Origin of the sequence: Streptomyces sp. ISL-12 (assembly GCF_018614415.1) — a bacterium.
GTDB lineage: Bacteria > Actinomycetota > Actinomycetes > Streptomycetales > Streptomycetaceae > Streptomyces.
Map to the genome: position 1 here is coordinate 38,778 of NZ_JAGGOO010000020.1, position 13,822 is coordinate 52,599.

At 70.5% G+C, this 13,822-nt stretch carries 13 protein-coding genes; all 13 read left to right on the forward strand.

Annotation, left to right across the window (positions count from 1 at the left end; genetic code table 11):
• Window positions 1-197 precede the first annotated feature (197 nt).
• Complete coding sequence (gene thrB, locus J7I94_RS05920; RefSeq protein ID WP_215165666.1) at window positions 198-1,127, forward strand: homoserine kinase; 930 nt, start codon at window positions 198-200, stop codon at window positions 1,125-1,127.
• 408 nt (window positions 1,128-1,535) lie between these two features.
• Entirely contained in the window at window positions 1,536-3,581 is a 2,046-nt protein-coding gene (gene rho, locus J7I94_RS05925; protein WP_215165667.1) for a transcription termination factor Rho, read from the forward strand.
• A 331-nt stretch (window positions 3,582-3,912) separates the two neighbouring features.
• Entirely contained in the window at window positions 3,913-5,052 is a 1,140-nt protein-coding gene (locus tag J7I94_RS05930; protein WP_215165668.1) for an LCP family protein, read from the forward strand.
• 192 nt (window positions 5,053-5,244) lie between these two features.
• Entirely contained in the window at window positions 5,245-5,469 is a 225-nt protein-coding gene (gene rpmE, locus J7I94_RS05935; RefSeq protein ID WP_019326867.1) for a 50S ribosomal protein L31, read from the forward strand.
• Between the two features lie 122 nt (window positions 5,470-5,591).
• Window positions 5,592-6,668 (forward strand): peptide chain release factor 1, encoded by a 1,077-nt coding sequence (gene prfA, locus J7I94_RS05940; protein ID WP_215165669.1) that lies wholly within the window; start codon window positions 5,592-5,594, stop codon window positions 6,666-6,668.
• Window positions 6,669-6,705: 37 nt separating this feature from the next.
• Window positions 6,706-7,551 carry a peptide chain release factor N(5)-glutamine methyltransferase gene (gene prmC / locus J7I94_RS05945; protein ID WP_215165670.1) on the forward strand — a complete coding sequence of 282 codons (846 nt, stop codon included), beginning with the start codon at window positions 6,706-6,708 and terminating at the stop codon, window positions 7,549-7,551.
• Window positions 7,552-7,603: 52 nt separating this feature from the next.
• Complete coding sequence (locus J7I94_RS05950) at window positions 7,604-8,251, forward strand: L-threonylcarbamoyladenylate synthase (RefSeq protein ID WP_215165671.1); 648 nt, start codon at window positions 7,604-7,606, stop codon at window positions 8,249-8,251.
• Window positions 8,248-8,919 (forward strand): protein-tyrosine-phosphatase, encoded by a 672-nt coding sequence (locus J7I94_RS05955; RefSeq protein ID WP_215165673.1) that lies wholly within the window; start codon window positions 8,248-8,250, stop codon window positions 8,917-8,919. The genes J7I94_RS05950 and J7I94_RS05955 overlap by 4 nt, the downstream gene beginning before the upstream one ends.
• A gap of 74 nt (window positions 8,920-8,993) precedes the next feature.
• The gene (gene glyA / locus J7I94_RS05960) at window positions 8,994-10,259 is read left to right on the forward strand and encodes a serine hydroxymethyltransferase (RefSeq protein ID WP_215165675.1); all 1,266 of its coding nucleotides are present in this window, start codon (window positions 8,994-8,996) and stop codon (window positions 10,257-10,259) included.
• A 132-nt stretch (window positions 10,260-10,391) separates the two neighbouring features.
• Window positions 10,392-11,732 (forward strand): MraY family glycosyltransferase, encoded by a 1,341-nt coding sequence (locus tag J7I94_RS05965; RefSeq protein ID WP_215165676.1) that lies wholly within the window; start codon window positions 10,392-10,394, stop codon window positions 11,730-11,732.
• Between the two features lie 288 nt (window positions 11,733-12,020).
• Window positions 12,021-12,455: a hypothetical protein gene (locus J7I94_RS05970; RefSeq protein ID WP_215165677.1), complete on the forward strand. Its 435-nt coding sequence runs from the start codon at window positions 12,021-12,023 to the stop codon at window positions 12,453-12,455.
• A gap of 210 nt (window positions 12,456-12,665) precedes the next feature.
• Window positions 12,666-13,511, forward strand: coding sequence for a F0F1 ATP synthase subunit A (gene atpB / locus J7I94_RS05975; RefSeq protein ID WP_215165678.1), 846 nt, complete (start codon window positions 12,666-12,668; stop codon window positions 13,509-13,511).
• A gap of 69 nt (window positions 13,512-13,580) precedes the next feature.
• Window positions 13,581-13,805 (forward strand): ATP synthase F0 subunit C, encoded by a 225-nt coding sequence (gene atpE / locus J7I94_RS05980; RefSeq protein WP_215165679.1) that lies wholly within the window; start codon window positions 13,581-13,583, stop codon window positions 13,803-13,805.
• Window positions 13,806-13,822: the final 17 nt, after the last annotated feature.

Sequence of the window (13,822 nt, forward strand, 5' to 3'; positions counted from 1 at the left end):
CGTCTCCGCGGCCGGAAAGCGGACGGAAGCGGCCGGGGGTGCGGTCGCCCGTCCGGGAGGAAGCGGCGGCCCCGGGTTCCCGTACGTCATCGGATGTTCATCGACGGTCATGCGACAACGAAGGTCAAGAGACATCGAAAGTCACTGACATCGACAGCCATTCGACCATCACGCAGCTCAAGGAGAGTCAACGAGCGATGGCCGGTCCCGCCTTCCGCGCCGCCGCCGTCCGGGTGCGCGTCCCCGCCACCAGCGCCAACCTCGGTCCGGGCTTCGACGCCCTCGGCCTGGCCCTGGGGCTCTACGACGACGTGGTCGTCCGGGTGGCCGACTCCGGGCTGCACATCGACATCGCGGGGGAAGGCAGCGAGACGCTGCCGCGCGACGAGAAACACCTGCTCGTACGCTCCCTGCGCACCGCCTTCGATCTGCTGGGCGGACAGCCGCGCGGCCTGGAGATCGTCTGCGCCAACCGCATTCCGCACGGCCGCGGCCTGGGTTCCTCCTCCGCCGCCATCTGCGCCGGCATCGTCGCGGCGCGCGCGGTGACGATAGGCGGCGAGTCCCGTCTCGACGACGCCGCGCTGCTCGACCTCGCCACCGAGATCGAGGGCCACCCCGACAACGTCGCGGCCTGTCTGCTGGGCGGCTTCACCCTGTCCTGGCTGGAGAGCGGCGCCGCCCGCGCGATCAGGATGGAGCCCGCCGATTCCATCGTTCCGGTGGTTTTCGTACCGGGGAAGCCGGTACTCACGGAAACGGCGCGCGGACTGCTCCCGCGCTCCGTCCCGCACGTCGACGCCGCCGCCAACGCCGGCCGCGCCGCGCTGCTCGTCGAGGCCCTGACCAGGCGTCCCGAGCTGCTGCTGCCGGCCACCGAGGACCGCCTCCACCAGGAGTACCGCGCGCCGGCCATGCCGGAGAGCGCGGCGCTGGTGGAGCGGCTGCGGGGCGACGGCATCCCCGCGGTGATCTCCGGCGCCGGACCCACGGTCATGGCGCTGGCCGACGCCGGCACCGCCGACAAGGTCGAGGCGCTGGCGGGCGGGGACTGGGCCGCGAACCGGCTGAGCCTGGACCTCAAGGGAGCCTGCGTGCTCCCGCTCGCGCCCTCCCATGACGTTTAGACGCGCACGGTTGCCGGATTTCGAGAGGGGGAATATTTGTTGGATCCGGTAGTGTTAATCTCAAGTCTGCACCCGGCGCCACCATGGCGAGGTGCCTCGTGTCCCCGTCCGGGACAGACATTCTTCCGGGAGCCCCCCAAACCGCCTTGTGCGGTGAGCGCCGTACGCGGGCAGTACGGCGTCCATCGACACTGAGCGGTCCGGAAACGCTCCGGAACCGGCGCGACCAGGCCACCTGACACAGACACCGGGTGCCACGGCCAGGGGAAGCGCCATCACCAGATATCTCTTCCGCCGATTGGGCGGACCACCGCCCCGGCACGGTTCGCACAGCAAGGACCGAAGCCGGACAGCACAACCGGTCGCCGAGCCAGACAGGCCGACGTCCGCTCCAGGGAAGGACCCTTCGTGAGCGACACCACCGATCTGATGGGCGCACGTGTCGAGGAGACCGCTGCCGCGCCCGCCACGGACGCCTCCGCGCCTGCCAGCGGTGCCGGCTCCCGGCGGCGCCGCGGTACCGGCCTCGAGGGCATGGTGCTGGCCGAGCTGCAGCAGGTCGCCTCCGGCCTGGGCATCAGGGGCACCGCGCGGATGCGCAAGAGCCAGCTGATCGAGGTCATCAAGGAAGCGCAGGCCGCGGGCGGGGCTCCCGCCAAGGCCGCGGACGGCGCCGCCGAGAGCAAGCCGAAGCGCCGCGCCACCTCCCGGACCCGTACGGGCGACGAGGGCTCCGCCGCCGGCAAGCCGGACAAGGCCGACAAGGCCGAGAAGAAGGCGGCCAAGGCCACCGACTCCGCCGAGAAGGCCGCGTCGTCCCAGCAGCAGATCGAGATCCCGGGGCAGCCCGCCGCCGACGAGGCCCCCGCAGGCCGCGGCCGGCGCCGCGCCACCGCCGACGCCGGCAGCCCGGCCGCCGCGACCGAGACGGTCGCCGCCGAGGCCAGGACCGAGCCCAAGGACGCCACGTCCGACCGGTCGCAGCAGAACAACCAGCACCAGGGCGGTCAGCAGCACCAGGGCGACGGCCGGTCCGACGCCGACGGTGGCGAGGGCCGCCGCCGCGACCGCCGCGAGCGCGGCCGGGACCGTGACCGGGACCGCCGCAACAAGGGCGACGACCAGCAGAACCAGGGCGGCGGCCAGCAGCGCCAGCAGCAGGGCGGCGGACGCCAGGACCGCAACAACGGTCCGCAGGACGACGGCTACGACGACGACGCGGGCGGCCGGCGCGGCCGTCGCGGGCGCTACCGCGACCGCCGGGGCCGTCGCGGACGCGACGACATCGCCGCCGAGCCGCAGATCACCGAGGACGACGTCCTGATCCCGGTCGCGGGCATCCTCGACATCCTCGACAACTACGCGTTCATCCGCACCTCCGGCTACCTGCCGGGCCCCAACGACGTGTACGTCTCCCTCGCCCAGGTCCGCAAGAACGGCCTGCGCAAGGGCGACCACATCACCGGCGCGGTCCGCCAGCCGAAGGAGGGCGAGCGGCGCGAGAAGTTCAACGCGCTGGTCCGCCTCGACTCCGTCAACGGCATGGCGCCCGAACACGGCCGCGGACGACCGGAGTTCAACAAGCTCACCCCGCTGTACCCGCAGGACCGCCTCCGCCTGGAGACGGACCCGGGCGTGCTGACCACGCGGATCATCGACCTCGTGTCGCCGATCGGCAAGGGCCAGCGCGGTCTGATCGTGGCCCCGCCGAAGACCGGCAAGACCATGATCATGCAGGCGGTCGCCAACGCCATCACGCACAACAACCCCGAGTGCCACCTGATGGTCGTCCTCGTCGACGAGCGTCCGGAAGAGGTCACCGACATGCAGCGGTCGGTGAAGGGCGAGGTCATCTCCTCGACCTTCGACCGCCCGGCCGAGGACCACACCACCGTCGCCGAGCTGGCCATCGAGCGTGCCAAGCGCCTCGTCGAGCTGGGTCACGACGTGGTCGTGCTGCTCGACTCGATCACGCGTCTGGGCCGTGCGTACAACCTCGCCGCCCCGGCCTCCGGCCGCATCCTCTCCGGTGGTGTCGACTCGACCGCCCTGTACCCGCCCAAGCGCTTCTTCGGCGCCGCGCGCAACATCGAGGACGGCGGCTCGCTGACCATCCTCGCCACCGCGCTCGTCGACACCGGGTCCCGCATGGACGAGGTGATCTTCGAGGAGTTCAAGGGCACCGGCAACATGGAGCTCAAGCTCGACCGGAAGCTCGCCGACAAGCGCATCTTCCCCGCGGTGGACGTCGACGCGTCCGGCACCCGCAAGGAGGAGATCCTGCTGGGCGGCGAGGAGCTGGGCATCGTCTGGAAGCTGCGCCGGGTGCTGCACGCGCTCGACTCCCAGCAGGCGATCGAGCTGCTCCTCGACAAGATGAAGCAGACGAAGTCGAACGCCGAGTTCCTGCTCCAGATCCAGAAGACGACCCCGACGCCCGGCAACGGCGACTGAGGTCACCTGTCGCACCAGCAGCGAAGGCCGCTCCCGCACCACGGGGGGCGGCCTTCCGCATGTGCGGGTCCGGGAGACCTTTCCCACACGGAGCGTGTCCGTCCGCAGGACGAGCAGACCGCCCGACACGGGAGAAAGCCCAGGTCAGCAGTGGGTCTGCCGACGAGTCCGGCCACGCACGGTCACCGGCACGGCACAGCTCGCGCACAGTGCCCCGTGCAACCCTTGCCCGGGTTTCTCCGTCTGGCCGAACGGGGTGACGATGGTGCCGTAGAGAAGACCCGGCACCGACAGCAGGGGGTACAGCCGCCGCACGAGAGTCGAGGAGCACATGTCTGCCGAGCGCACGCCGGAACCCGGCATACCGGGGGAGGCCGGCACCAGCGGGCCGCGCCACCGGGGCAAGGGACGCCGCCGCAAGCCCCGCAGCGGACGGCGCAAGGGCCTGCTGGTCGCGGCCTGGACCACGGCGGGCATCGTCGTCCTGGGCGGCAGCGGCGCCGGCTACCTCTACTTCAAGCTGAACGGCAACCTCAAGAGCGTCGACATCGACCAGGCCCTCGGCACCGACCGGCCGGCCAAGGCCGACAACGGCTCCCAGAACATCCTCGTCCTCGGCTCCGACACCCGCGCCGACGGCAACGACAAGGTCGGCGGCGGCACCGACGACGGCACTGCCCGCTCCGACACCGCGATGGTCGTGCACGTCTACGAGGGCCACAAGAAGGCCAGCGTGGTCTCCGTCCCGCGCGACACCATCGTCGACCGCCCCGAGTGCACCGACACCTCCGGCACGGTGCACGACGCCGCGAGCGGCGTGATGTTCAACTCCGCGTACGCCACCGGCGGCGCCGCCTGCGCCGTCAAGACCGTCGAGTCGCTGAGCGGCCTGCGCATGGACCACTACCTGGAGGTCGACTTCAGCGGCTTCCAGCAGCTCATCGACGAACTGGGCGGCGTCGAGATCACCACCACGCAGGACATCTCCGACCCCGACAGCCACCTCGACCTCAAGGCCGGCACCCACACCCTCGACGGCGAGCAGGCCCTCGGCCTGGTCCGCACCCGGCACGGCGTCGGCGACGGCTCCGACCTCGGCCGCATCCAGCTCCAGCAGGCGTTCGTCAAGGCCCTGGTGGAGCGGGTCAAGGACATCGGCGTCCTCACCAACCCCAAGAAGCTCGTCGACCTCGCCGACACCGCCACCAAGACGGTGACCACCGACACTGGCCTCGGCTCGGTGAACAAGCTGATGTCCTTCGCCGCCGGCCTGAAGAACATCACCCCGGCCCACATGAACATGGTCACGATGCCCGTCCAGTACGACCCGGCCGACGGCAACCGGGTCCTGGTGGAGGAGACCAAGGCCCAGCAGGTATGGGCGGCCCTGAAGGCCGACAAGCCGATCCCCAGGACGGCCACCGAAAACACGGCAGCCGGCGGAGCCAAGGGCGTCGTAAGCGCCCCGTAGGGGCGCGGGGCTGCGACATGTGCGGCTCCGCCGCGCGGCGCGACCAGCCCCCACCGGCCCGCAGGGAATATCGAACCCCCGCCCCCGTTTTGGGGGATGGCCCCAGTCCTGGCAGACTGGTACGTCGGCTCCGGTTCACGCCCCCGCATCCCGCGGCAGCGACCCGGCGCCCTCCCGAACCTAGGAGACACCTTGAAGCGCGACATCCACCCCGAGTACGTCGAGACGCAGGTCAGCTGCACCTGTGGCGCGTCGTTCACCACCCGCAGCACCATCGAGTCCGGCACCATCCGTGCCGAGGTCTGCTCCGAGTGCCACCCGTTCTACACGGGCAAGCAGAAGATCCTCGACACCGGTGGCCGTGTGGCCCGCTTCGAGGCCCGCTTCGGCAAGGCTGCCGCCGGCTCCAAGAAGTAGCGAGCCCCGATTCGCCGGTCCACGGCCGCGCCCCCTCACCGGGCGCGCCGGGACCGGCGTTTTTGGTCGCCCGCCTTCGCCCCCCCTTCCCGCAGTAGCCGTCGCAGTAGCAGGAGCCCAAGATGTTCGAGGCCGTCGAGGAACTCGTCGCCGAGCACGCCGACCTGGAGAAGAAGCTCGCCGACCCGTCGGTCCACTCCGACCAGGCCAACGCGCGCAAGCTGAACAAGCGGTACGCCGAGCTGACCCCGATCGTCGCCACGTTCCGCTCCTGGAAGCAGACCGGCGACGACATCGAGACCGCGCGCGAGTTCATCGCCGACGACCCCGACTTCGCCGCCGAGGTCAAGGAGCTGGAGAAGCAGCGCGAGGAGCTGACCGAGAAGCTGCGGCTGCTGCTCGTCCCGCGCGACCCCAGCGACGACAAGGACGTCATCCTGGAGATCAAGGCGGGCGCCGGCGGCGACGAGTCGGCCCTCTTCGCGGGCGACCTGCTGCGCATGTACCTGCGGTACGCCGAGCGGGTCGGCTGGAAGACCGAGATCATCGACTCCACCGAGTCCGAGCTGGGCGGCTACAAGGACGTCCAGGTCGCCGTGAAGACCAAGGGCGGCCAGGGCGCCACCGAGCCCGGCCAGGGCGTCTGGGCGCGGCTGAAGTACGAGGGCGGCGTGCACCGCGTGCAGCGCGTGCCGGCCACCGAGTCGCAGGGCCGCATCCACACCTCCGCGGCCGGTGTCCTCGTGACCCCCGAGGCCGAGGAGATCGACGTCGAGATCAACCCCAACGACCTGCGCATCGACGTCTACCGCTCCTCCGGGCCCGGCGGGCAGTCCGTCAACACGACCGACTCCGCGGTGCGCATCACGCACCTGCCCACCGGCGTCGTCGCCTCCTGCCAGAACGAGAAGAGCCAGCTGCAGAACAAGGAGCAGGCGATGCGTATCCTGCGCTCCAGGCTGCTCGCCGCGGCGCAGGAGGAGGCGGAGAAGGAGGCCGCCGACGCCCGCCGCAGCCAGGTCCGCACCGTCGACCGCTCCGAGAAGATCCGTACGTACAACTTCCCGGAGAACCGCATCTCCGACCACCGCGTCGGCTTCAAGGCGTACAACCTGGACCAGGTCCTGGACGGCGACCTCGACGCGGTGATCCAGGCGTGCGTCGACGCGGACTCGGCCGCCAAGCTCGCGGCCGCCTGAACCAGCACCGGACCCAGCTCAGCTTCGGAGGACCAGCGTGAACCTGCTGCTCGCGGAGGTGGCCCAGGCCACCATGCGGCTGGCCGACGCCGGCGTGCCCTCGCCGCGCACCGACGCGGAGGAGCTCGCCGCGTATCTGCACGGCGTCAAGCGGAGCGAGCTGCACACCGTCAAGGACGCGGACTTCGACGCCCGGTACTGGGAGGTCATCGCCCGCCGCGAGGCCCGTGAGCCGCTCCAGCACATCACCGGACGCGCCTACTTCCGGTACCTGGAGCTCCAGGTCGGCCCCGGGGTGTTCGTGCCGCGTCCGGAGACCGAGTCGGTCGTCGGCTGGGCCATAGACGCCGTACGCGCCATGGACGTCGTCGAGCCCTGCATCGTCGACCTGTGCACCGGCTCCGGCGCCATCGCGCTCGCCCTCGCCCAGGAGGTGCCCCGCTCCCGCGTGCACGCCGTGGAGCTGAGCGAGGACGCCCTGGTGTGGACGCGGAAGAACATGGAGGGGTCCAGGGTCGACCTGCGCCAGGGCGACGCCCTGACGGCCTTCCCGGACCTCGACGGCCAGGTCGACCTGGTGGTCTCCAACCCGCCGTACATCCCGCTCACCGAGTGGGAGTACGTCGCCCCCGAGGCCCGCGACCACGATCCCGAGCTGGCGCTGTTCTCCGGCGAGGACGGCCTCGACCTGATCCGCGGCCTGGAGCGCACCGCGCACCGGCTGCTGCGTCCCGGCGGCGTGGTCGTCGTCGAGCACGCCGACACCCAGGGCGGCCAGGTGCCCTGGATCTTCACCGAGGAGCGGGGCTGGGCCGACGCGGCCGACCACCCCGACCTCAACAACCGGCCCCGGTTCGCGACCGCCCGCAAGGCGCTGCCGTGACCCGTCCTGACACTTCTATCTCGCAGTACGTGTACGAGGAGGACCGCTAGACATGGCACGGCGATACGACACCAATGACGCGACCGACCGCGTGACGGGTCTGCGTGAGGCCGCGTCCGCGGTCCGCCGTGGCGAGCTGGTGGTGCTGCCGACGGACACCGTGTACGGCATCGGCGCCGACGCCTTCTCCGCGGAGGCCGTCGGCGACCTGCTGGAGGCCAAGGGCCGTGGCCGCAACATGCCCAGCCCCGTCCTCATCGGCTCCCCGAACACCCTGCACGGCCTGGTCACCGACTTCTCCGAGCTGGCCTGGGAGCTGGTCGACGCCTTCTGGCCGGGCGCGCTCACCCTGGTCGCCAAGCACCAGCCGTCCCTCCAGTGGGACCTCGGTGACACCCGGGGCACCGTCGCCGTGCGCATGCCGCTGCACCCGGTCGCCATCGAGCTGCTCACCGAGTTCGGCCCGATGGCCGTCTCCTCCGCCAACCTCACCGGCCACCCGGCGCCGGAGGACTGCGACGCCGCCCAGCAGATGCTCGGCGACTCCGTCTCCGTCTACCTGGACGGCGGCCCCACCCCGGGCAACGTCCCGTCCTCCATCGTCGACGTCACCCGCGAGGTCCCGGTGCTGCTGCGGGCCGGCGCGCTGTCGGCGGAGGAACTGAGGAAGGTCGTACCCGACCTCGAGGTGGCGAATTGACGGCCCCTGAGGCGGGGCGTGGCATAGGCGGTATCAACGAGCAGACGACCACCTTCGTCGGCCTGCCGCGCGACAGCTTCCGCATCCTCCACGTCAGCACCGGCAACGTGTGCCGCTCGCCCATCACCGAGCGGCTGACCCGGCACTTCGTGACGGAGCGGCTCGGCATCCTGGGCGGCGGGCTCGTCGTGGAGAGCGCGGGCACCTGGGGGCACGAGGGCGCCCCGATGGAGGCCAACGCGGAGACCGTGCTGGCCGACTTCGGCGCGGACGCCACCGGCTTCACCGGCCGCGAGCTGCTCGACGAGCACGTCATCCGCGCCGACCTGGTGCTCACCGCGACCCGCGACCACCGCGCCCAGGTCATCTCCATGGGCCACTCCGCGGGCCTGCGCACCTTCACGCTGAAGGAGTTCACGCGTCTGGTGAACGCCATCGACCCGGCCACCCTGCCCTCGCTGGAGGAGGGCCTGGTCACCCGTGCCCGCGCCCTGGTCCGGGCCGCGGCGGCGCTGCGCGGATGGCTGCTGGCCCCGACCGCCGAGGCGGACGAGGTCTACGACCCGTACGGGGCGCCCCTGCCGTTCTTCCGGTCGATCGGGGACGAGATACACCAGGCACTCGATCCCGTGGTCACCGCCCTCACCGGCGTACCCGCCCGGACCTGACGACCGCGCGCACCGGACGCGCCGGGCCTACTGTGGACTGAGCCAGACACCTCGCAGCACGTCCGGAGTGCGCCATGTCGGTCACCCACCCCCTGCACCACGAGGCCGACGCCATCGGCCGGCAGGACCCCGAGCTGGCCGAGATCCTGCTCGCCGAGCGCCGGCGGCAGGAGACCACCCTCCAGCTCATCGCCGCCGAGAACTTCACCTCGCCGGCCGTGCTGGCCGCGCTCGGCTCCCCGCTCGCCAACAAGTACGCCGAGGGCTACCCGGGCGCCCGGCACCACGGCGGCTGCGAGCTGGTCGACCTCGCCGAGCGGCTCGCCGTCGAGCGGGCCACGGCCCTGTTCGGCGCCGCGCACGCCAATGTGCAGGCCCACTCCGGCTCCTCGGCGGTACTGGCCGCCTACGCGGCGCTGCTGCGCCCCGGGGACACCGTCCTTGCCCTCGGCCTGCCGCACGGCGGCCACCTCACCCACGGGTCGCCCGCCAACTTCTCCGGCCGCTGGTTCGACTTCGTCGGCTACGGCGTGGACGCGGAGACCGGCCTCGTCGACCACGACCAGGTGCGCGCCCTGGCCCGTACCCACCGGCCCAAGGCGATCGTGTGCGGCTCGATCTCCTACCCCCGCCACCTCGACCACGCCTTCTTCCGCGAGGTCGCCGACGAGGTGGGCGCCTACCTCATCGCGGACGCCGCGCACCCGATCGGGCTGGTCGCCGGGGGAGTGGCGCCCAGTCCGGTGCCGTACGCCGACATCGTCTGCGCCACCACCCACAAGGTGCTGCGCGGACCGCGCGGCGGCATGCTGCTGTGCGGGAGCGAACTGGCCGAGCGGGTGGACCGGGCCGTCTTCCCGTTCACGCAGGGCGGCGCGCAGATGCACACCATCGCGGCCAAGGCGGTCGCCTTCGGCGAGGCGGCGACCCCGGCCTTCGCGGCGTACGCCCGTCAGGTCGTCGCCAACGCCCGGGTGCTCGCCGACCGGCTGGCCGCCGAGGGCCTGGCGGTGATCACCGGCGGCACGGACACCCACATGGTGACCGCCGACCCGGCCCCGCTCGGCGTCGACGGGCGCACCGCCCGGTCCCGGCTGGCGGCGGCCGGGATGGTCCTGGACTGCTGCGCGCTCCCGCACGGTTCGGCGGCGCCCGTCCTGGCCGCCGACGCGCGTGGCCTGCGGCTGGGTACCGCGGCGCTCACCACGCAGGGCATGCGGGAGGGCGAGATGCGGACCGTCGCCGGGCTGCTGGCCGGAGTGCTCACGGGCGGGACACGGGCCGTCCGGGCCCGCGACGAGGTCCGCGAGCTGGCCGCCGCGTTTCCGCCGTATCCGTGAAGAAGAGGGGTAGGCGCCCACAGGTGCACAGCCACCCGTGCAACCATCGTCGCTACCCGGAAGTCCTCACCCGTATGCGCGCATCGCTAGGGTGTGGGCCTGGAATGGCCAGCGAGACCTGTGGGGAAGCCCGTGCGTGAATACCTCCTGACGCTCTGCATCACGGCCGCGGTGACGTATCTGCTCACAGGGCCGGTACGGAAGTTCGCGATCGTGGCGGGGGCGATGCCGGAGATCCGGGCCCGGGACGTGCACCGGGAACCCACTCCGCGGCTCGGCGGTATCGCCATGTTCTTCGGCCTGTGCGCGGGCATGCTGGTCGCCGACCACCTCACCAACCTCAACGAGGTCTTCGAGACCTCCAACGAGCCGCGGGCGCTGCTGTCGGGCGCGGCCGTGATCTGGCTGATCGGCGTCCTGGACGACAAGTTCGAGATCGACGCCCTGATCAAGCTGGGCGCCCAGATGATCGCGGCGGGCGTGATGGTGGTGCAGGGTCTGACGATCCTGTGGCTGCCCATCCCGGGCGTGGGCAACGTGGCGCTGACCCAGTGGCAGGGCACCCTGCTGACCGTCGCCCTGGTCGTCATCACCATCAACGCGGTGAACTTCGTGGACGGCCTCGACGGACTGGCCGCCGGCATGGTGTGCATCGCGGCGGCGGCGTTCTTCATGTACGCCTACCGGATCTGGTACTCGTACGGCATCGAGGCCGCCGCCCCCGCCTCGCTGTTCGCGGCGATCCTGATGGGCATGTGCGTGGGCTTCCTGCCGCACAACATGCACCCCGCGCGGATCTTCATGGGCGACTCCGGCTCGATGCTGATCGGCCTGGTGCTGGCGGCCGGCGCGATCTCGGTGACGGGACAGGTCGACCCGGACGCGCTGAAGCTGTTCTCCGGCTCCGAGCGCAACACCGTGCACCAGATGGTGCCGGTCTACATCCCGCTGCTGATGCCGCTGACCATCATCGCCATCCCGGCCGCCGACCTGATCCTGGCCATCGTGCGGCGCACCTGGCGCGGCCAGTCGCCGTTCGCCGCGGACCGGGGGCACCTGCACCACCGGCTCCTGGAGGTCGGGCACTCGCACAGCCGGGCCGTCCTCATCATGTACTTCTGGTCGGCGCTCATCGCCTTCGGCGCCCTGGCCTACTCGGTCAACTCGGCGTCGATGTGGATCGTGCTGGGCGTGGTCTTCCTCAGCGCGGTGGGCCTCGGGCTGCTCCTGCTGCCGCGGTTCACGCCGCGCGCCCCGCTGTGGGCGCAGCGCATCGTGCCGCCGCGCTACCGGAGGCGGGCGGTGGGCGCTCCGGCGGCCGGGGCGGCGCCCGGGCAGGACGTGCCCGACGCGGAGGGCGCCGACCGCGCCGACCGCGACGCCCCCGACGACCGGGTGCCGGCGGGTGTCTCCGGAGTCCCTGGCGTCAATGGCGCAACGGCCGTCGGCCCTCGTTCGCGGCTGCCAAGGTAAGAATCTGACTAGAGCATTGCCAACTCGTGGGGGAGCAAAGTTCCCCATTACCAGACAAGTCGGCGCTGTGCTTGCACAAACGCGCACTGTCACCCTCATGTGTGACAGCGAGCACACGCTCAGGTAAAGACCTCATCAAATAGTTTGTGATACGGTTCACGAGAACTCCCGGATAGAGCCGAAGGGCCGCAGTGCGACGGTTCCTCGGCCGTGAGGACCCCACTCAGCCCGGGACTACGCTCGTCCATGACGACACCCTGCCCCCTGTGAAAAAGCGGAGTTGCCGCCATGCCGTCCAATGACGTCCGGATCCTGCTCCAGGCCGCTGTGCCCACAGCTGCCGTCGGCGCCATCGCCGCCGTCGTCAGTGGTGTGGTCGCCGGTGGCAAGGGAGCGGTCGGGGCGATCGTCGCGACGCTGGTGGTCATCCTCTTCATGGGGATCGGTCTGTATGTCCTGCAGCGCACTGCCAAATCGCTTCCGCACCTTTTCCAGGCGATGGGCCTGATGCTCTACGCGGCACAGATCCTGCTGTTGTTCATCTTCCTCGCCGCGTTCAAGAACACGTCGCTGTTCAACCCCCGGTCTTTCGCGATCACGTTGGTTGTCGGCACCCTCGTGTGGATCGCGACCCAGACCCGCGCGCACATGAAGGCCAAGATCCTCTACGTCGAACCGGATTCGGCGGACGACAAGCCCCAGAAGACGGGGCATACGTCGTGAGGGGTAGGGCCGGGATAAAGAGGCATGTGAAGTCCTGCTATCGTCCGGTGCCAACTGCGGCATCGCGGGCGCGGGCATCTCAGCTGACGCCTGCTCATTCGCGAGGCGAGATGCCCCACAGCCGCCCCCACATCCGTAACACCAGTCCCGTGCCGAACCGCGGCCCCGCGCCGCGCCGACACAACGAGGTTGCCGTACCCATGCGCCACGATGAAGGAGCCCGCGGTGAGTGCTGACCCGACGCAGGTGCTCGCCTTCGAGACCGACTGCCACCTCTTCGACGGGTGTGGCTTCGACACAGTCTCTCCGGGCCTGCACTCGTTCCTGTTCGAGCCGCTCATGGGCGACGCGGACGGCGGCGGCTTCTACTTCAACAAGCCGATGCTGCTGGCGTTGCTCGGTTCGGTCATCATCGTCGGGTTCTTCTGGGCCGCCTTCGCCCGCCCGAAGGTCGTCCCGGGCAAGCTCCAGATGGTCGCCGAGGCCGGCTACGACTTCATCCGCCGCGGCGTGGTCTACGAGACCATCGGCAAGCGGGAGGGCGAGAAGTACGTCCCGCTGATCGTCTCGCTGTTCTTCTTCGTCTGGATGATGAACCTCTGGTCGGTCATCCCGGTCGCCCAGTTCCCGGTCACCTCGATCATCGCCTACCCGATGGTCCTGGCCGCGATCGTCTACATCCTGTGGGTCTCGCTCACCTTCAAGAGGCACGGCTTCGTCGGCTTCTTCAAGAACGTCACCGGTTACGACAAGTCCCTCGGCGCGGTGCTCCCGCTGGCCATGACGATCGAGTTCTTCTCGAACCTGATCGTCCGCCCGTTCACCCACGCCGTGCGTCTCTTCGCGAACATGTTCGCCGGCCACACCCTGCTGGTGCTGTTCACGATCGCGACCTGGTACATGCTGAACGGCATCGGCATCGCCTACTCCGGCGTCTCGTTCGTCATGACCATCGTCATGACCGCCTTCGAGCTCTTCATCCAGGCAGTCCAGGCCTATGTCTTCGTCCTGCTGACCTGCTCCTACATCCAGGGCGCGCTCGCCGAGCACCACTGAGCGTCCCGGCTCGCCCCAGCCGTCCGGTGGCCAACCCCCACCGGTCCGTAAAGAAAAGGAAGAACTGGCATGTCCAACACCCTTGCCGCTGTCGAAGGTTCGCTCAGCTCCGTTGGTTACGGCCTGGCCGCCATCGGCCCCGGCGTCGGCGTCGGCATCATCTTCGGTAACGGCACCCAGGCCCTCGCCCGCCAGCCCGAGGCGGCCGGCCTGATCCGCGCCAACCAGATCCTGGGTTTCGCCTTCTGTGAGGCGCTCGCCCTGATCGGTCTCGTCATGCCGTTCGTCTACTAAGACGGCCTGACGACCGA